The 19448-nt window shown below is 39.3% G+C and carries 18 protein-coding genes; 14 read left to right on the forward strand and 4 right to left on the reverse strand.

Annotated features, from left to right (window positions below; translation table 11 throughout):
- Nucleotides 1–107 precede the first annotated feature (107 nt).
- The gene (locus AC27E9_RS02465) at nucleotides 108–956 is read left to right on the forward strand and encodes an HDOD domain-containing protein (protein ID WP_487126932.1); all 849 of its coding nucleotides are present in this window, start codon (nucleotides 108–110) and stop codon (nucleotides 954–956) included.
- A gap of 116 nt (nucleotides 957–1072) precedes the next feature.
- Here the strand turns inward: AC27E9_RS02465 and AC27E9_RS02470 are convergent, their stop codons facing one another.
- From AC27E9_RS02470 to AC27E9_RS02480, 3 genes are read right to left on the reverse strand one after another with little or no spacing between them, the layout of a single operon-like run.
- Nucleotides 1073–2125, reverse strand: a complete 1053-nt coding sequence (locus AC27E9_RS02470) for a 2-oxoacid:ferredoxin oxidoreductase subunit beta (protein ID WP_487126934.1) — start codon at nucleotides 2123–2125, stop codon at nucleotides 1073–1075.
- 11 nt (nucleotides 2126–2136) lie between these two features.
- Nucleotides 2137–3996, reverse strand: a complete 1860-nt coding sequence (locus AC27E9_RS02475; RefSeq protein WP_487126936.1) for a 2-oxoacid:acceptor oxidoreductase subunit alpha — start codon at nucleotides 3994–3996, stop codon at nucleotides 2137–2139.
- Nucleotides 3993–5783, reverse strand: coding sequence for an FAD-dependent oxidoreductase (locus AC27E9_RS02480; RefSeq protein WP_487126938.1), 1791 nt, complete (start codon nucleotides 5781–5783; stop codon nucleotides 3993–3995). The genes AC27E9_RS02475 and AC27E9_RS02480 overlap by 4 nt, the downstream gene beginning before the upstream one ends.
- 279 nt (nucleotides 5784–6062) lie before the next feature.
- On the opposite strand from AC27E9_RS02480, the gene AC27E9_RS02485 reads away from it, so the two are divergent.
- The 3 genes from AC27E9_RS02485 (at nucleotide 6063) to AC27E9_RS02495 (ending at nucleotide 8800) form a co-directional block, all read left to right on the forward strand.
- Complete coding sequence (locus AC27E9_RS02485; RefSeq protein ID WP_487126940.1) at nucleotides 6063–6401, forward strand: P-II family nitrogen regulator; 339 nt, start codon at nucleotides 6063–6065, stop codon at nucleotides 6399–6401.
- 10 nt (nucleotides 6402–6411) lie between these two features.
- Nucleotides 6412–7677, forward strand: a complete 1266-nt coding sequence (locus tag AC27E9_RS02490; RefSeq protein ID WP_487128265.1) for an ammonium transporter — start codon at nucleotides 6412–6414, stop codon at nucleotides 7675–7677.
- 199 nt (nucleotides 7678–7876) lie between these two features.
- On the forward strand, nucleotides 7877–8800 hold the full coding sequence (locus tag AC27E9_RS02495; protein WP_487126942.1) for a Dyp-type peroxidase: 924 nt from the start codon (nucleotides 7877–7879) through the stop codon (nucleotides 8798–8800).
- A 52-nt stretch (nucleotides 8801–8852) separates the two neighbouring features.
- Here the strand turns inward: AC27E9_RS02495 and argR are convergent, their stop codons facing one another.
- Nucleotides 8853–9326, reverse strand: coding sequence for a transcriptional regulator ArgR (argR, locus tag AC27E9_RS02500; protein WP_487126943.1), 474 nt, complete (start codon nucleotides 9324–9326; stop codon nucleotides 8853–8855).
- Between the two features lie 589 nt (nucleotides 9327–9915).
- On the opposite strand from argR, the gene mdh reads away from it, so the two are divergent.
- From mdh to ftsL, 10 genes are all read left to right on the forward strand, one after another.
- On the forward strand, nucleotides 9916–10851 hold the full coding sequence (mdh, locus tag AC27E9_RS02505; RefSeq protein WP_487126945.1) for a malate dehydrogenase: 936 nt from the start codon (nucleotides 9916–9918) through the stop codon (nucleotides 10849–10851).
- Between the two features lie 128 nt (nucleotides 10852–10979).
- Nucleotides 10980–11555 carry a hypothetical protein gene (locus tag AC27E9_RS02510; protein WP_487126947.1) on the forward strand — a complete coding sequence of 192 codons (576 nt, stop codon included), beginning with the start codon at nucleotides 10980–10982 and terminating at the stop codon, nucleotides 11553–11555.
- Between the two features lie 219 nt (nucleotides 11556–11774).
- Nucleotides 11775–12644, forward strand: a complete 870-nt coding sequence (locus AC27E9_RS02515; RefSeq protein WP_487126949.1) for a collagenase — start codon at nucleotides 11775–11777, stop codon at nucleotides 12642–12644.
- A gap of 86 nt (nucleotides 12645–12730) precedes the next feature.
- Complete coding sequence (locus AC27E9_RS02520; RefSeq protein WP_487126951.1) at nucleotides 12731–13237, forward strand: YcxB family protein; 507 nt, start codon at nucleotides 12731–12733, stop codon at nucleotides 13235–13237.
- Nucleotides 13238–13591: 354 nt separating this feature from the next.
- On the forward strand, nucleotides 13592–14605 hold the full coding sequence (locus tag AC27E9_RS02525) for a Fe(3+) ABC transporter substrate-binding protein (protein WP_487126953.1): 1014 nt from the start codon (nucleotides 13592–13594) through the stop codon (nucleotides 14603–14605).
- 36 nt (nucleotides 14606–14641) lie between these two features.
- On the forward strand, nucleotides 14642–16270 hold the full coding sequence (locus tag AC27E9_RS02530; protein WP_487126955.1) for an ABC transporter permease: 1629 nt from the start codon (nucleotides 14642–14644) through the stop codon (nucleotides 16268–16270).
- Nucleotides 16267–17364 carry an ABC transporter ATP-binding protein gene (locus AC27E9_RS02535; RefSeq protein ID WP_487126957.1) on the forward strand — a complete coding sequence of 366 codons (1098 nt, stop codon included), beginning with the start codon at nucleotides 16267–16269 and terminating at the stop codon, nucleotides 17362–17364. The genes AC27E9_RS02530 and AC27E9_RS02535 overlap by 4 nt, the downstream gene beginning before the upstream one ends.
- Nucleotides 17365–17659: 295 nt before the next feature.
- On the forward strand, nucleotides 17660–18118 hold the full coding sequence (gene mraZ / locus AC27E9_RS02540) for a division/cell wall cluster transcriptional repressor MraZ (protein ID WP_487126959.1): 459 nt from the start codon (nucleotides 17660–17662) through the stop codon (nucleotides 18116–18118).
- Between the two features lie 49 nt (nucleotides 18119–18167).
- Entirely contained in the window at nucleotides 18168–19109 is a 942-nt protein-coding gene (gene rsmH, locus AC27E9_RS02545) for a 16S rRNA (cytosine(1402)-N(4))-methyltransferase RsmH (RefSeq protein ID WP_487126961.1), read from the forward strand.
- Between the two features lie 15 nt (nucleotides 19110–19124).
- On the forward strand, nucleotides 19125–19439 hold the full coding sequence (ftsL, locus tag AC27E9_RS02550) for a cell division protein FtsL (RefSeq protein WP_487126963.1): 315 nt from the start codon (nucleotides 19125–19127) through the stop codon (nucleotides 19437–19439).
- Nucleotides 19440–19448 lie beyond the last annotated feature (9 nt).

A 19448-nucleotide genomic window follows, 5' to 3' on the forward strand; every position in this document is an offset into this window, starting at 1 on the left:
CAATATTAATATGTGATTATAGCCTTACCGCGAGCGATGCGGGAGTAGGCAATTTTTTTGATATGTTTGTAGCAGGGAGTAGACGGCAAGTTTAACTTGGGATTAAGATGATGAACTTAAGTGATTACGTAGATCAGGCCAGTGAAATTTTTGTACTTTCAGACTCTTTTGTGCGTATAAAGGAGCTAATTGATGATGAAAGCTCAACTATTGATGATATAGCCGATGTTATATTGTTAGACCCAGCACTTGCAGGCACTATTCTAAAGTTGGCTAATAGCTCGTTTTTTAATTATCCAGGTAAAATTGATACGGTTTCAAAAGCGGTATTAGTGCTTGGTATTACTGAGGTATATAATTTAGTTATTACTTTTTTCACCAATAAAGCCTTTGAGTCTTTAGTCGCTGACCAAGATTATCTGGACAATTTTTGGTGTAAGAGTGTTGATAGTGCGCTCATTATCAAATTTATTGGCACTAAACTGGGTATTGTAAATGCTGAACGTTTATTTATTTTAGGCTTATTACATAATTTAGGGGAGTTAGTTATACAGCAATTCTCGCCTGAAAAATTGATTGCTGCAAATGGTTGTGAAGCGCCTGAGTTACCTTGGCAGAAACAACAAAGCTTACTTGGGTTTACTTACGGGGAATGCTCAGCTGAGCTATTAAAGCAATGGCAGTTACCATTTACTATTATTGAACCTATTCGTAATCAGGATAATGACAACTTTGAATTTAGCAGTGATGAAAGCAAACTACTTTATTTAACTAAACGTATTATGTTGTGCAATTATGAATGTAGCAAACATCCTGTTGAATTATTGCTAACGGAAGAGGCCTTGCAACAACTTCCTATTGATCAAGCTATGTTGCAAGAAGCAAGTCAGTATTGTGAACTTGAGCGCTTAGGAATTTTGGCAATATTAAATCCAAATGCAGCCATGGTTTATTAAAGGTTATTTTTTTCTTGATGGCTATTTATTCACAGCCACCTTTTGAATTAGACCTTTCTAGTTAGTAACGCAGTTTAATTTTTCTTGCTGAATTTAAAGCTTAGTTGAAAGCTTGGTTAGCGAAAACTGTCGTTTATACTCGATAACACTCTATTGCCCGGACACAATACTTCCTGTTTTAACTGGTTTAACGGTGTGTCTGAAGAGTTATTAACATCATGAAAGCTCTCGCCATTGGGATCTAAGTAAAATAACCCTGTTAAAATTTCTCCTTTTTGCTTATGGCTTTCAATATCGTTAATTGCCTTCATGGCATTTTTCGTGTCGTAATCAGCTTGTAGCTTATGAATACGCATCAATGAACCATCATGTAAGCAAATATCTTCACAAACTCCGGCCTGACAATCACTGGTTATTTCCGTTTTAACGGGGATAAAATCTGTCACTGCGGCTGTTATAATATGTTCATGAACATAGTCATAGGAACGGGTAGAGCTTGCATGATTGTTAAATGTTACACACGGAGAGACAATGTCGATAAAGGCAAACCCTTGGTGACTCATGGCTGCTTTAATTAATGGCACTAACTGTTTTTTGTCACCGGAGAAACTACGGGCGACAAATGTTGCGCCAAGCTGTAGTGCCATAACGCAAAGATCAATATCAGAAAACAAGCTTAACTCACCGCCTTTATTTGTTACGCCCTTATCTGCGGTAGCGGCAAGCTGACCTTTAGTTAGGCCATAAACACCGTTATTGGCAACAACATAAAGCATATTCAATTGTCGCCTTACCACGTGGGCAAATTGCCCTAAACCAATCGATGCACTATCACCATCACCTGACATAGCAAGATAAATTAAGTCGCGATTAGCCAAATTTGCACCTGTGGTCACTGATGGCATGCGGCCATGTACGGAATTAAAACCATGAGACTTATTAAGAAAGTAGTTAGGCGCTTTTGATGAACAGCCGATCCCTGACATCTTTGCCACCTGATGTGGTGGTAAAGACAGCTCAAAGCAGGCTTGTACTATCGCAGATGTTATGGCGTCATGACCACAACCGGCGCATAAGGTTGATAATGCTCCTTCATAATCGCGATAAGTTAAGCCTAAATCGTTAACCGGTAAACGTGGGTGATAAAAACTTGATTTTTGATAGCTCATGTTATCGCTCCTTAGCCGGTTTGGCTTGTTGATGATTGCTGAGCAAAATGCTCAAGCACTTTATTAACAACAAATAAACTGGTTAATGGTAAGCCGTCAAAGTTGGCAATGACATTAAGTTTATTCGGTGCGATGGCCAATTCGTTACTGAGTAGTGTACGCATTTGGCTATCTCTATTTTGCTCAATAACAAAGACATCTTGATGGTCATTAATAAAGTCGATAATGCTATGACAAAAAGGAAAAGCTTTAATTCGAAGCGTATCAACGGATAGTCCATGATCTTTTAGTTGCTGTATTGCTTCTGGTATTGCATGGCTACTAGTCCCAAAAAATATCAAACCGATTTTAGCGCGTTTGCTTGATTGCTTAATCTCAGGTGAGGGCATTAACTTTGCAGCTTGGTTAAACTTTTTGGTGAGTCGTTGCATATTTTCTACATAGTCAGCTGACTTTTCTGTATAACCTGCGTAACGGTTACGAGAAGTACCCCGGGTAAAAAATGCCCCTTTATCAGGGTGAGTGCCTGGAAGTGTACGGTAACATATGCCGTCGTTATCAACATCGAGGTAGCGACCGTATTCGTCTAACTCATCAAGTTGTTGTGCTGAAAGCACTTTACCTAATTGATATTCTTGCTGATCATCCCAAATAAACTCTGCAGTTAAATGGTCATTCATACCTAAATCGAGATCACTCATGATAATAACTGGTGTCTGTAATTGGTCTGCTAGATCAAAAGCTTGCGCCGACAAGGTAAAACATTCAAACGGGTCTTGTGGAAATAATAATACTTGCTTGGTATCGCCATGTGATGCATAGGCACAGGCAAGAATATCAGATTGTTGTGTACGTGTAGGCATACCTGTAGATGGCCCAGCCCGTTGCACGTTAACTAATACCATAGGTATTTCAGCAAAATAAGCTAGCCCTAAAAACTCTGTCATTAGAGAAATACCAGGACCACTGGTAGCGGTAAAAGCTCTGGCACCATTCCAGCTAGCGCCAATGGCGATACCAATTGCTGCCAGTTCGTCTTCAGCTTGTACGAGTGCGTAATTTTTTTTGCCTGTCGCGGGATCAATGCGCAACCGCGCGCAATAGCTAGCAAACTTTTCAACCACTGATGTTGACGGGGTGATTGGATACCAGCCAACAACCGTAGCACCACCGTAAACTGCGCCTAATGCCGTTGCTGTATTACCATCAACCATAATGCGATTATTAATTAATTCCCGGCGCTCAACTCTTAAGCTAATGGGGCACTGAAAGTGCTGGTGTGCATATTGATAGCCCAATTCTAAAGCATATATATTTGGTGTAATTAGTTTATCTTTACCGCGAAATTGCTCCCCAACCAGTGTTTTTAGAACATCAAATTCAATGTTTAGTAATGCTGCCAATGCGCCAACGTAAATTACGTTTTTAAATAATTGGCGTTGTCTGGGATCTTGATATTCTTTTTGGCAAATTGCTGAAATAGGAATAGCGAGGTAGTTAATATCATCTCTGATTTCATGTGTTTGGAGTGCTCGAGAGGAATCGTATAATAAAAATCCACCACAGGCGACACTATCAATATCTTCTAACAAGCTTTGTGCGTTCATTGCCACAACTAATTCTGATTGACCGCCACGTCGTGCTAAAAAGTTACTCTCGTTGATACGTACTTCGTACCATGTAGGCATGCCTTGAATATTAGAAGGAAAAATGTTTTTTGCACTTACCGGAATACCCATACGAAGAATCGCTTTAGCAAACATGTTGTTGGCACTGGCTGAACCTGTGCCATTGGTATTTGCGAAGCGTACAACAAAGTCGTTGATACTTTGGCAAGTATTGACTTGCTTAGATGAAGACGTATTGCTCATTTTATTGTCGCTCCAATATTATCTATCATGAGTTTTTTCATATCCCAGGCGCCCGTGGGACAGCGCTCTGCACATAAACCGCAGTGTAAGCAAACATCTTCGTCTTTTATCATAATTCGGCCAGTTTTTAAGGCTGGAGAAACAAGTAATTCTTGCTGAGGGTTAATTTCTTTAACACGTAGCTTGTCGATGATCTGTTCAGCATTCTTGTCACTGTGTTGATCAACGTCGACAAAGTTTATACAGTCCATTGGACAAATATCGTCACATGCTGAACACTCAATACAGGTGTTTTCATTAAACACGGTATGAACATCACAATTTAAGCAGCGATGGGCTTCTTCTAACGCCAGTTTTTCGTCAAAGCCTAATTCAACCTCAGTATTTAATTGTTTTACGGCTTCTTCCCAAGCGATATGTGGTACTTGATGACGCTGCTCATGGCTAATGCCACTTTGATAACTCCAATCATGTATGCCCATTTTTTGGCTAACTAAATTAAAGCCAGCTTCTGGTCTGTCTTGTTGAGTGTCTTTACCTTGGCAAAATAAGTCGATTGATATGGCTGCTTGATGACCATTAGCGACTGCAGTAATTATGTTTTCTGGGCCAAATGCTGCATCACCGCCAAAAAACACCTGTGCCAAGCTTGATTGCAAGGTTTCTTTATTGAGTGTTGGTTGTTGCCACTTATTGAATTTGAGGCCTATATCTCGTTCTATCCAAGGGAAAGCTGTATCTTGCCCAACAGCAACAAGCACTAAATCACATTCTACCAGTATAGTTTCTCCGGTGGCGCGTAAGGTTCTTTTACCGTGTTCGTCGTAGCTTGAAGCAACCTTTTCAAAACGAACGCCTATAAACTTTCCACCTGAGATAACATATTCTATTGGGCTATGATCTGGGGTTATGGTAATACCTTCTGCCTGCGCGTCTGCTTTCTCCCAAGGTGATGCTTTCATGGCATCGAAGCTTGAACGAACTAAAACATTGACTTCACTGGCACCTAAGCGTTTTGCTGTTCGACAACAGTCCATTGCGGTATTACCACCACCAAGTACAACAACACGTTTTGGTGCCTCTTCTGTGTGTTTAAAGCTAACATTGGCTAGCCAGTTGATACCAACCTCAATATGATCACTAGCAAGGTCATGTCCTGGAATTTCTAACCAACGCCCTGATGGCGCGCCAGTACCGATAAAAATGGCATCAAACTTAGCTTGTAGTAATTTAGCTAAACTGGTTATTTCTTCACCAAAATGACACTCCACCCCCATTTGAAGAATATAGTTAAGTTCTTCGTCTAGCACCGTTTCCGGCAATCTAAAGGCAGGAATTTGGCTGCGCATCATGCCACCCGCTTTAGCGTCACGCTCATAAAGCACTACTTCATAGCCTAAAGGAAGAAGATCTCTTGCAACCGTTAATGATGCAGGACCCGCACCAATTAAGGCGATACGTTTAGTATTTTTTTGTTGGGGAATGGAAGGTAAGTAGGAATAAATATCTTCTTTATAATCACTGGCAACGCGCTTGAGCCGACAAATAGCAACGGGTTCAGCCTCTACACGCGTACGCCGACAGGCGGGTTCGCAAGGACGATCACATACTCTTCCTAAAATCCCTGGAAAAACATTTGACTGCCAATTAATCATATAGGCTTCGGTATAGCGCTTTTCGGCAATTAAACGTATGTATTCAGGAACTGGAGTGTGGGCAGGGCATGCATGCTGACAATCGACAACTTTTAAAAAGTGCTGGTATGAAGAAGTATCGGTATTTTTCAATAGCTTATTCCTTAGCATTCAGACTGTATAAATAATCTACACCCAAGACGGTGTTAATTAAACACTTTTCGTAAATAATTGCTTGTTTTCTAGTCGGTCTCTAGCAAAGTTACTGGTGATTAATTCTGCACCAGCAATTAACAATTAATGGTGATAGCGCACTGCGATGGTGCGCTGTTAGTTTGTTGTTAAATGTTAATTATTTGTTTTTTAAGGGTTATTTTGTTTGGCACGAGGATTGATAACCATAAATGCAAGACATTATAAGGATTAAAATAAATGAAATTAGTCAGTGCAATAATAAAGCCCTTCAAACTCGATGATGTTCGAGAAGCCATTTCCGAAATTGGTGTTGAAGGCTTAACCGTAAGTGAAGTTAAAGGTTTTGGTCGACAAAAAGGCCATACCGAACTGTATCGAGGTGCCGAATACCAAGTAGATTTCCTGCCGAAGGTGAAACTTGAAATTGCGGTAAATGATGATGTGGTGCAACGACTTGTCGAGGCAATCACCCAGGCGGCCCATACAGGTAAAATTGGTGACGGTAAGATTTTTGTATTTGACCTTGAACAAGCCGTGCGTATTCGTACTGGCGAACAAGATGTAGAAGCGATTTAGGAGTAAAATGATGGAACAAAATATTTTTCAATTACAGTATGCCATGGACACATTTTACTTTTTAATTTGTGGTGCTTTGGTGATGTGGATGGCGGCAGGGTTTTCAATGCTTGAAGCGGGTTTAGTTCGTGCAAAAAATACCACAGAAATTTTAACGAAAAACGTCGCTTTGTACGCTATTTCTTGCATGATGTATTTATTCATTGGTTACGACATTATGTATGGTGGTGGTGTATTCTTATCAGGCATTGAAACAGTTGACCCGGCCAAAGTTCTGGCAGACTTCTCAGCTCGTGAAGATGGCTTTACTGGCTCGGCAATCTATTCTGCCGCTTCTGATTTCTTTTTTCAGGTAGTATTTGTTGCCACTGCGATGTCGATTGTCTCCGGCGCCGTTGCTGAACGCATGAAATTATGGGCATTTTTAGCGTTTGCCGTTGTGCTAACTGCGGTAATTTATCCAATGGAAGGTAGTTGGACGTGGGGCGGAAATGCTGTATTTGGCTTATATAACTTAGCCGATTTAGGTTTTTCTGATTTTGCTGGCTCTGGTATCGTTCATATGGCTGGTGCTGCGGCAGCGTTGGCAGGGGTTTTATTATTAGGTGCCCGTAAAGGAAAGTATGGTGCTGATGGTCGAGTAAATGCTATTCCTGGTGCCAACCTACCAATGGCGACATTAGGTACTTTTATCTTGTGGATGGGTTGGTTTGGCTTTAATGGTGGCTCAGTGCTGAAGCTTGGCGATATCGCAAGCTCCCACTCGGTTGCTATGGTGTTTCTAAATACTAACGCCGCTGCCGCTGCTGGCGCTGTTTCTGCTTTGATTATGGCAAAAGTTTTATTCAAAAAGGCTGATTTAACTATGGTATTAAATGGTGCTTTGGCAGGTTTGGTTGCCATAACGGCTGAGCCGTCAACACCAACACCTATGCAAGCAACGATGTTTGGCGTAGTGGCTGGTATTGTTGTAGTGTTTTCTATTATTGCACTAGATAAACTAAAAATTGACGATCCTGTTGGGGCTATTTCTGTGCATGGTGTTGTTGGTTTGCTTGGCTTATTACTGGTGCCGGTAACGAATAATGCTTCAACGGTTAGTGGACAACTCATTGGCGCTGCAACGATATTTATTTGGGTATTTGTCACCAGTTTTGTGGTTTGGTTTGCACTGAAAAAATTGATGGGCATTCGTGTTAGTTCGGAAGAGGAATATGAAGGGGTTGATAAAGCCGATTGTGGTATGGAGGCTTACCCGGAATTTACCCGAGGTTAAGATGTATTCGTAAATAGCATTAACTAAAAAACCAACAAAGCCGCGCCAGTTTATAATTTATGCTGGCGTTGTGCTTTTTCTACTTTTACGTTAACTAGAATGTAAGCCTATTGAAATAATTCGTAAAGTTTTACTGTTATCGTCAATAAAATGTGTAAAATTACCTCATTAATTGAGATGTTTATAAACGGATAACTTTATGGCTAGAGAGCAGTTTGGTGTTTGTGCAGAGCCGAGCCTTCACGGATATTATTTATTATTTAACGCTTTAGATGAGAAAAACTCATTTATTCGTCAGGCATTATCACGTTTACCGGCATTATTTGATAAGTATGCTGATCGTTTTTCTGAAGCTAACCTTGCCGGTGTTATCGCCATAGGCTCCAATTACTGGGATGAAATCTATCCCAAAGCTCGCCCTAAACATTTAAGGTCATTTCCTGAAATGGCAGTGGATGATCGAATCGCTCCTGTTTGTAATTACGATATTTATATTGAAATTCGCAGTGACCGTGGTGATGTCAACCATATTGTTGCCACTAAGGTTTGTGAATTACTTGCTGATAGTGTTGAGCTGGTTGAACAGGTTAGAGCATTCCGCTTTTTAGATGGTCGAGATTTAACAGGGTTTGTTGATGGTACCGAAAACCCGCAAGGACATCATCGCCGTAAAGTCGCTTTAATTAATGAGTCGCAAGACTCAGAGTTTTCATCAGGTAGTTATCTGCATATTCAGCGTTATCGCCATAATTTGAATTTATGGAATTCATTAGAAGTGAAAGATCAAGAAGATGTTTTTGCCCGTACTAAAGTGAATAATGAAGAGTATTCGGAAGAAAATAAAGCGCCAACGTCACATATTAAACGAGTAAATCTAAAGGATAGTGACGGTAATAGCATTGAAATTTTACGTCAAAGTATGCCGTATGGTGATATGAAGCTACAGGGTTTATTCTTCGTATCTTATTGTCATTCGCCAGAGCCCTTTGAGTTAATGCTTGCAAGTATGATTGTTGGTGATGGCCATGGTCATAGTGATCACATGCTGAAATACACCCAAGCAGAAACTGGTGCGGCCTTTTTTGTACCAAGTTTAAATATACTTGCTGAGCTTGGCGAATAATTTTGCCAAACTCACATTAGATATTAAGTAACTAAACCTAACGTTAATTTAATTAACTTAGGTTTTTTAAGAACAGCGCTTCAAGCTTACTAATGGTTTGCTTAATTTCTTTGGTATCGGTTGGGGCAATGAAAATGGTGTCGTCACCGGCAATGGTTCCCAATACACCGTCACTTTTACTTAAACTATCAAGTAAACGAGCAATTAGTTGTGCAGCGCCTGGGCTAGTGCGGATAATGATCATGACATCATTGTGTTCAATATCGAGTACTAATTGTTTTAGTGGGCTTTTTGCCGTCGGCATGCCAAGCTCAGCTGGCAAACAATAAACCATTTCTTGACGAGCATTACGGGTGCGAACAGCGCCAAACTTGCTGAGCATACGAGATACTTTTGATTGGCTGATATTTTCAAAACCTTGCGACTTTAATGCTACCGCAATATCGCCTTGAGAACTAAACTGTTCTTGCTTTAATAAATCTTTGAAGGCTTGTACTAAAGCTTCTTGTTTTTGTTGTCCACTCATAATTGCTCACTGCTCGAGTTATATTCTGATCGATAATAGTCTAGGGCGTGTTGAACTTTGCAGTATAAATTTTGTTCGAATTAAAAGTGATTTAATCGCGGCGTAGCGATTGAAGTATAGTCGTTCTATATAAATGAGCGACAACAACGAGTAAATTACTTTTAAATGAACCCTAAGGGCAGCGTTTCTTGAGTATTTTTACTGTGTTATCACTTATTTATGTGGAACAACCACACGTTATAAGTTCTGCCTTGTATAAATACTCACTAAACTGCTGCAAAAAACATACACCAAAGTTCAATACGCCCTAGTTGTAATACCTAAGTATTATTCCACATTTTTTATTATACGGTATCCTTATAAACCAATACAGGTGAATAATTCCCAGTTGGTAAATTTATCTTGTTGACCGCTCCAAAAATAGCGGTGGATGATGTTCGCTGGTTTTACTTGTTTTATATACACCAATGCCGTGTAAAGTCGTTTATTTACGCAATCAAATTGGTATAAACATTGTTTTTTGGCCGTTTATGCTATATCTTTTGGCCGACAAATTATTACGTAATTACTCAAATTTCGGAGACATCAAATGAAAGTTGCTGTGCTAGGCGCTGCTGGTGGTATCGGCCAAGCGTTATCTTTACTATTAAAAACTCAATTACCTGCAGGTTCTGAGTTATCTTTATATGACGTTGCGCCAGTTGTTCCAGGTGTTGCTGTTGATTTATCACACATCCCAACAGCCGTTAAAGTTGAAGGATTTGGTGCTGATGATTTAGCTGCTGCACTTTCGGGGGCTGATATTGTAATTATTCCTGCGGGTATGCCACGTAAGCCTGGTATGGATCGTGCTGACTTATTCGCTGTAAACGCTGGAATTATTAAAACATTGGCTGAAGGCATTGTTGCTAACTGTCCAAAAGCTTTAGTAGGTATCATTACTAACCCAGTAAACGGTACTGTGCCAATTGTTGCTGAAGTATTCAAAAAAGCAGGTACATACGATAAGAACCGTGTTTTTGGTGTAACTACACTTGATGTTATTCGCAGTGAAGCATTCATCGCCGAATTAAAAGGCATGGACGTGAATGATGTGAAAATTCCAGTAATTGGTGGCCATTCTGGTACAACAATTTTACCATTACTTTCTCAAGTTGAAGGTGCTACTTTCTCTGATGAAGAAGTTGCTGCATTAACACCACGTATTCAAAATGCTGGTACCGAAGTTGTAAATGCTAAAGCTGGTGGCGGTTCTGCAACACTTTCAATGGGTGCTGCTGCTGCTCGTTTTTGTTTATCTTTAGTTAAAGGTTTACAAGGTGAAGACGTTGTTGATTACGCTTATGTAGAAGTTGAAGGTGGTGATGCGCCATACTTTGCTCACCCAGTTCGTTTAGGTGTAAACGGTATTGCTGAAGTACTACCTTACGGCGAATTAAGTGCGTTCGAGCAACAAGCTAAAGACGACATGTTAGCAACGCTAACAGCTGATATTAAAGAAGGTGTTGATTTTATCAACGGCTAATTTGAGTTAGACATTATTTAAAAAAACCGCGTATGACGCGGTTTTTTATTGCCTTAAATTTAATAAAACCGTTACTATGAGCGTGTTGCTGTGAGCAATGTATAGTTTAATTTTAGCAAGGAAAATAAATGGCAAATTCAGGAAAGCGTCGCTGGCAGCTTATTCGAGAAAATTTAAGCTTTCAAATTAAGCTAATGTTAGATGCCGTAAGAGATGTACTGCTTAGTCCGGTAGCAATTGTTTGCACAATTCTTGATTTAGCTGCTGGTAATCATTCTGGCCAAGGTTATTTTCAACGATTAATGAATATTGGTCATCAAAGTGATCATTGGCTCAATTTATTTGGTGATTCGCCAAATGATGCGAAAGCTAACCACGCTGATAAGGATGTTAATCAATTAAGCAGTAGCCCTGATTTAGAACCCGAACAAAGCCATGAAGCTAGCTTGGTAGTAAGAAAAGCTAACGGTAAAGTAGACAGCAAAATTGAGAGTTTATTCTCACAAGTTGAAGCGCTTTTAACGCAGCAGTCTCAACAAGGTAATTCTGCCAAAGTGACGAAAGAAAAAATTGATCACTATCTGGACAGTATAATGTCTCGTCAGCGAGAGAGTAATCAGGATGTAGATGAAAGCGTTGAAGGCTCATGTGCTACTACTGAGCACAACCATTCTATTAACACTGATGTTAATAATCAAAAATAACAACCAATAACTCACCGCTAATTTAGTTTGCTGTAAAGCTAACCCCATACCTCGTAAATAAAAGTATTTCTCACTCTAGATGTAAATCAACTGTTTTCTTTGCTCCCACTTTTCATTGTTAAATTTATATATTATATTGTATGCAATTTTGTGGTAGGTAAGGATAGTAAATTGGGCATTAAAAAAGAAAACAGAAGGAGAGCGCAAAGGTTTTTGTTATTGACCGCCTTTGCATTATTGTTCGGCTATGGTTATAGCAATACGGCAAGCGCCGAACTAGCACCTGTTACAGAAGTACTTTCACAGGTAACTGATTGTAATAGCACTATTGTTATTCGTTCACAATCATTAGATAAAGAACAGTTAGATTCCGCGTGCAAAATTCTTATTACGCAGGAAGATAAGTTTCATGCTGTTTTTAATACCCGTGGTAAGCCGGTTGCTGATGATAATAATGTCAAAATGAGAGCTAATATTTATTCGAATCGCGATGAATTTGTGAAATATGCCACAGCTCATTTTAATATGCCAACCAATAATGGTGGCATGTATTTAGAAGGTTATCCCGACAAAGTGGGTAATCAGGCAGAGTTTGTTGCTTATGAGCGCTCGGGAAAAATTTGGAATTTAAAGCATGAGTATATCCATTATCTTGATGGCCGTTTTAATAAATATGGTGATTATTGTAATGGTTTGCATGACGACCATGCGGGGCCAGAGTTTTGTCCAAACCCGCACTTAGCATATCCACATATTGTTTGGTGGGCTGAGGGGTTAGGAGAATATTTAGCTTGGGGTGAAAATAATCCAAAAGCTGTTGCGCTGGCGCAAGAAAATAGTTTTACATTAAGCGAGTTGTTTAATACCAGTAGTAATGAAAATACTGGTGCTGATCGTGTTTATCGCTGGGGCTATTTAGCTGTACGTTTTATGATGGAGCAGCATCGCGAATTAATTGATGAAATGTTAGTTCATGTGCGTAGCGGTAATTGGCAAGGTTATCAGCAACTAATTAAAACTTGGGGTACGAGCTTAGATGCTGAGTTTAGCCAATGGCTGCAAAGCCTTGAAGCGCCAAAACTAAGCTAAATAAGCATAGATAGTATTTAATTTGGGTTATGGGTAAAATGCCTGTAACCTAAATGCAATTATTGTTGGATACTCCCTAAACCCCTATGCAAGATTCACCTAATAACACGCAAGCACTCAATTATAAGTCAACGTTTATTTTAGATAAGTCACATTTTACCGAGTGTTATGAAGAGTCGGTGCCACAACAATCTTTTTCTCAGCTTTATTTTAAAGCGGCTGTTATGCTGTTAATTGGTGCAGGCCTTGTGCTGTTTACTGATTTTAACCCCTATGCCGCTTGGTTTATTTTTTCATTGGGTATTTTAGAAGTGGTCAGTACGCATTACCGCAAGCCATGGTGGGTTATGCGTCAAATGTTTAGCAAAGTCGCTAAGGCAGAAGTAACACTAGAAGTCACCGAAGATTATATTCGTACGTTTTCGTTTTATAACGATAATAAGATGTTTTATCAAGATATAAAAAATATAACGGCTACCGATAAAGGTTGGTTGATTAACCATAAAACAGGTCGCCACTATATTTCTAATCGGTGTTTAAATAAAAATTTTCAAAAGTTCATTGAAAATAAAGTGCGCATGCTTAATCAATAAATTATCAATTCAGTGTCATTTTATTTGCAAGCGGCCTTGTTATTATCATTGAAACAGTTCCTAGTGTTGGTACTGGCTTAAATACTTACTTAAAACGAGGTTAATTTCAGTAAACTAGGAACGGCTAATGCTACTATAGGTGGTAAAAGATCTATCTACTTCTTTTGATGCAGTTGTTTGATGGTTAACAACTTCATTTTGATTTCCGTTAACAAATACAATTCATCGAGTTTTACTTGATTTAAATGAGAATAATTCTCAAAAACCTTGACACTACCCCTTATCTTCATTAGTCTGACGGAAAATTTAGTTATTCAAATTTAATCCATTTTCTGAATTATTTAGGCGGGCTTCATGTTAAATAAAATTTGCTTTTCATTTCTTGTTTTAGTGACGTTATTGGCTACAAGTTACAGTGCGTTAGCAAGTGAAGAGGTGAATGTTTATTCCTATCGCCAACCTTTTCTTGTAAAGCCACTTTTTGATGAATTTACCAAACAATCAGGCGTTAAAGTTAATGTTGTATTTGCCAAAAAGGGTATGGCTGAACGCTTAGCTAGAGAAGGTGAATATAGCCCTGCTGATGTTTTACTCACTACAGATATTAGCCGATTAGTTGAATTGCATGATAAATCACTACTACAAACTGTTGATTCAAACAAACTAGAGCAGGCTATTCCTGAACAGTTTCGTGCAAATGACGATACTTGGTTTGCCTTAACGACACGTGTCCGAAATATTTATTCTGCCAAACGGTTAGGTAATATTGAGCTGAGTTATGAAGATTTAGCAGACCCTAAATACAAAGGCCGTGTATGTACACGTAGCGGTAAACACGCTTATAACGTTGCTTTAGTTTCTTCGATGATTGCGATTCACGGTGAAGCAAAAACGCTAGAGTGGTTAGAAGGTGTAAAAACTAATTTAGCGCGTAAACCACAAGGTAATGACCGTGGTCAAGTTCAAGCCATTCATCAAAATTTATGTGATTTAGCTATTGGTAACAGCTACTATTTCGGTAAAATGCAAACCAACAAAGACCAACAAGTATGGGCTGAAGCGGTTAATATAAACTTCCCAAATCAGGATAATCGTGGTGCACATGTAAATATTTCTGGTGTAGCAATGGCAAAGTATGCGCCAAATAAAGCTAATGCTTTAGCGCTAATGGAATTTTTAGTATCTGAGCAAGCACAGCAAATGTATGCAGAAACTAATATGGAATATCCGGTACGTGATGGCGTAAAATGGTCAGAGCGTGTTGCGTCTTGGGGCGAATTTAAGGCTGATAATTTATCATTAGAAACCATTGCCAAGCATAGAAAAGCAGCACTGACCTTATTAGATAAAGCAAAATTTGACTTATAACTCACTATTGATTAACAATATTTAAAGTTCTCTATTGTGATAACAGGTAATAAAAGTACCAGCTGGAAGTTCTCTAGCTGGTTTTTTGCATTAGCACTAATGGCGCCGATAGTGGTGATGGTGGTTGCTGGCGTTAATGCTTCAACCGATTTATTTGAACATTTATGGTCAACGGTATTACCTGAATATATTAGCAACACCTTAATTTTAGGCTTTTTAGTTGCCATACTCACCTTATTTTTTGGTGTGCCGGCGGCAGTATTTGTTAGCCAAACTAACGTTTATATGGCAAAGCAATTACGTTGGTTACTTATGTTACCGCTAGCTATGCCCGCGTACCTAGTTGCCTACCTTTATACCGATTTATTTGATTATGCCGGCCCAGTCCAACGCTTTTTACGCGCATGCTTTGGTTGGCAGTCTCCAAGTGATTATTATTTTTTCGATATTAGAACCATAGGTGGTGCGGCTGTTGTTATTGCTCTCGTACTATTTCCGTATGTTTATCTGTTGACTCGCACTGCGTTTGAAAATCAAGATAGAAACTTATTGCGTGCTAGTCGGTTACTTGGCTGTAATGAAAAGCAAAGCTTTTATCAAATAGCGCTGCCATTAGCACGACCAGCTATCGCTATATCACTAACCTTAGTGATTATGGAAACTTTAGCTGATTTTGCTACAGTACAGTATTTTGCTGTTAATACCCTAACCACGGCAATTTATGATACTTGGCTGGGGTATGGAGACTTTCCTGCCGCTAATGCACTAGCAAGTATGCTGATGTTGTTAGTTCTGTTTGTTGTGGTAGCTGAACAAAAAGCAAGAGCAGGTCAGCGACATCAATCTTCTCGTCCGAATACAGAACAAGAAATAAAAAAGCTTTCCTTGCTGCAACAGGTGTTAGCAAGTGTATTTTGTTGGGGATTAGTGATTACTGGCTTTTTACTACCGCTTGCTTTACTTATTGTAATGGCACTGGATTATTCAGACTTTCAGCAACTACTTAGCCTGATTGAGACAGGTAAAAATAGCATTACTGTGGCAACCTATAGCGCCACCATTGCAACATTAGTAGCATTGTTTTTGGTGTTATTTCATCGTTTACATCACAGCAAAGGGCGTATGCTACCATTGCAAATTTCTGGCTTTGGATATGCAATTCCAGGGACAGTTTTAGCGATGGCGATGTTAGCGACATTTGGCCCGTTGGATCATATGATAAATGATGTCGCAAAGTATTTTGCTATAAAACCACCAGGGTTGATCCTTTCTGGAACTGTCTTTGCTATTATTTTTGCTTATGTGGTGAGGTTTTCAGCGATCGCCAATGGCACAATTTTAGCCGGTGTAGGGAAAATTCCCAAGTCGTTAGATTTAGCACCAGCTAGTTTAGGCATAAAATTATTGCCAACGGTTTTTCGTGTTCATTTACCGCTTTTGAAATCTTCTATTTTTGTTGCCTGGTTGCTAGTGTTTGTTGAAGCGATGAAAGAGTTACCAGCAGTACTGTTGCTTCGACCGTTTAATTTTGAAACCTTAAGCACACAGGTTTACCAACTTATTTCAGATGAACAATTAGAGCAAGGGGCCTTAGGTGCTATATTAATTGTGTTATTTGGTCTCTTACCTATTATTTTTCTTAATCGTCAAAAGGATAACAAGTGAACGAACTGATCAAAATTGACAATGTAGCGGTTAAATTGCAAAACAAATCGATTTTATCTGGCGTTGAGTTGTCGCTAAAGCGAGGAGAAATATTAGGCTTAGTTGGCCCAAGCGGTTGCGGTAAAACCACTCTACTTAACACCTTAGCCGGCTTTATTGAGCAATCAGACGGCGAAATTACTATTAGTGCAGCTAATAAATCACCGCTGCATATTTCTCTGAAAAATATGCTCCCGGCTGAAGCGCGTAATATTGGTATGATTTTCCAAGACTATGCGTTATTTCCTCATCTTTCAGTAACTGAAAATATTTGTTTCGGTATTAAAAAATTGAGCAAAACTGCACAACAGCAGCGTTGTCAGGAACTGTTAGACTTACTTGAACTCAGCGAGTATGCGACGCGTTTTCCACATCAGTTATCTGGTGGTCAACAGCAGCGCGTTGCTATTGCACGAGCGCTCGCACCGCAGCCAAGTCTATTATTGTTAGATGAGCCTTTTTCCAACATTGATGCTCGATTACGTAATGAGTTGATGATTGAAATTAGGCAGCTTCTTAAACGCCTAGACATGACCGCCATTTTTGTCACCCACAATAAAGATGAAGTCTTTACCTTTGCTGATAAAATTGCCGTAATGCACCAAGGGCAAGTTTTACAGGTTGGCGCGCCCGCAAAAGTTTGTCAACAACCAAGCAGCTGGCAAGTGGCTGACTTTTTACAATTAGGTAGTTGGCTGCCTGTGAAAGCACAATCATCACAGCAGTTAATACAACTTAATAGTGCTATCGGCAATATTGCTGAAACCGCTATTAGTAATATTAGTGAGCTATTAAGTATCGCTAATCATGCTAATTACCAATTATTGGTTAAACCAAATGATATTAAGTTATCTACTTCGCAAGTGAATAATGTTGTCATTGAACATATTGGCGTAACTGAGCAGGGGTATCATTACCTGCTCAATAGTATTGATCAATCTTCGCCATTGGCTTTTACTCAGCTGAGTTTTTATAGCGAACAATTATTTAGTTTGGGTCATGCCTTAGCCATTGAGTTACATGATGGACAATTTCTTTTATATCCAACCGAGTAAGTTCTTTATTTACACATTTATGGGAATTTTATCTCCCGTTGTCGCCAATTTGTGACAGTGTCTCAGCTCATTATGGTAAAAATAATTAAATTTTGGGGCTAAATTGGGTAACAGATCCACAAAAGTCCACAATTTCATTAACTTCCCTCTAAGCCTTTATTTTCTAGGCGATCCGTTAAATTAAATTACGAAAACTTTGCTTGACATAAGTTTGCTTTACTCACTAAACTGTATAAATGTGGGAAAAAGTGGGAAATAGTGGATCATCAAAGATCCCAAAATAATAAAACGGATTATGTATAGAGGCGCAAGCGCAATAACGCTCGATAGTAAAAATCGCATAACGATACCAACGAGGTATCGCGAAGAGCTTATGGCCGACTGCCAAGGAAAAATGGTCTGTACTGTTGATATTCAACACCCGTGTTTATTGTTATATCCGCTACCCGAATGGGAAGAAATTGAATTAAAACTTTGTAATTTATCGAGCATGAATCCGCAAGAACGGCTATTACAGCAAGTATTGTTGGGAAATGCGTCAGATTGCGAAGTTGATAAAAGTGGTCGCTTACTCATTAATGGCCCTTTACGCCAGCATGCAGGCTTAGAAAAAAGCTTAATGCTGGTTGGTCAACTTCGAAAATTTGAAATTTGGAGCGAAGCTGCGTGGCAAGCACAAATGCAGCAGGGTATTGCAAAAATTCAATCAGGTGAAATAGAGCTGACTGAGCGCTTACTTGATTTATCTTTATGATAATCAGTGAATGACATTAATGAAAACCAAAGAGCGTTGATAGAATCTAATGCAACAAGATAAATCACATATTTCCGTATTACTTGAAGAATCGATCACCGGCTTGGCGATAAAGCCTGATGGTGTTTATATCGATTGTACCTTTGGTCGTGGTGGTCATTCAGGTTTGATCTTAGAGCATTTAGGTGAAACTGGTCGCTTAATCGCCATAGATAGAGATCCTACTGCCATTGCTGCAGCAGAAAAATATGCTGATGACAAAAGATTTGTTATTGAGCATTTGGGTTTTGCTGAATTACAAAATATTGTTGAAAAACATCAGCTGGTGGAAAAGGTTGATGGCATTTTATTAGATTTAGGTGTTTCGTCACCTCAGCTTGATGAAGCAGAGCGTGGCTTTAGCTTTATGAAAGATGGTCCATTAGATATGAGAATGGATACCAGTCGTGGTCAAACAGCGGCGCAGTGGTTGGCTGTTGCGGATGTTGAAGACATCACTTGGGTTTTACGTACCTTTGGCGAAGAAAAGCATGCTTGGCGCATTGCGAATGCCATTGTTGATGAGCGTGAAGAAAATCCATTAATCAGAACTGGACAGCTAGCAGCTTTGATCAAGAAAACGGCACCGCAACGTGAAATTAAAAAACATCCGGCAACGCGCAGTTTTCAGGCGATTCGTATGTATATTAATAGTGAATTAGAGCAAATTGAGAAAGCCTTAGCCGCCTCTTTAGCGGTACTTAGAGAAGGTGGTCGTTTAACGGTGATCAGTTTTCATTCGCTTGAAGATAGATTAGTTAAACAGTTTATGAAGAAGCATTCACAGGCGAAAAAGGTGCCACGTGGTTTACCTATCAGTGAAGAAGAGCTGAATAAAGGAAAAAGTTTAGCGTTAGTAGGCAAAAAACTGAAGCCAACAAAAAATGAAGTAGCAGAGAATGTGCGCTCTCGTAGCTCAGTATTACGAGTTGCTGAGAGATTAGCGCGCTAATAATGGTGCTCTAGAATGACAACCAAGAAAGTTGTGTTAGCACTAGATATATGGCACGACATTCAACGCCATTTGTTGATTTATGGCATTTTGTTTTTAGTTATTGTTTCGGCGTTTTCGGTGATTTATTTCACCCATTTAAATCGCCAAACAACGAGTAAAATTGAAATGTTATTGACTGAGCGTGACGCACTGGAAAATGAGTGGCGTAACTTGTTACTAGAACAAAACAGTTTAGCAGAGCATAGCGCGATAGAAAGTAAAGCTGAAAAGCAGCTAAATATGACCAGACCGGATGCGAATTCGGAAATCATTATAAAATTACCATAATTTATTTAT

The organism is Colwellia meonggei (assembly GCF_057537295.1).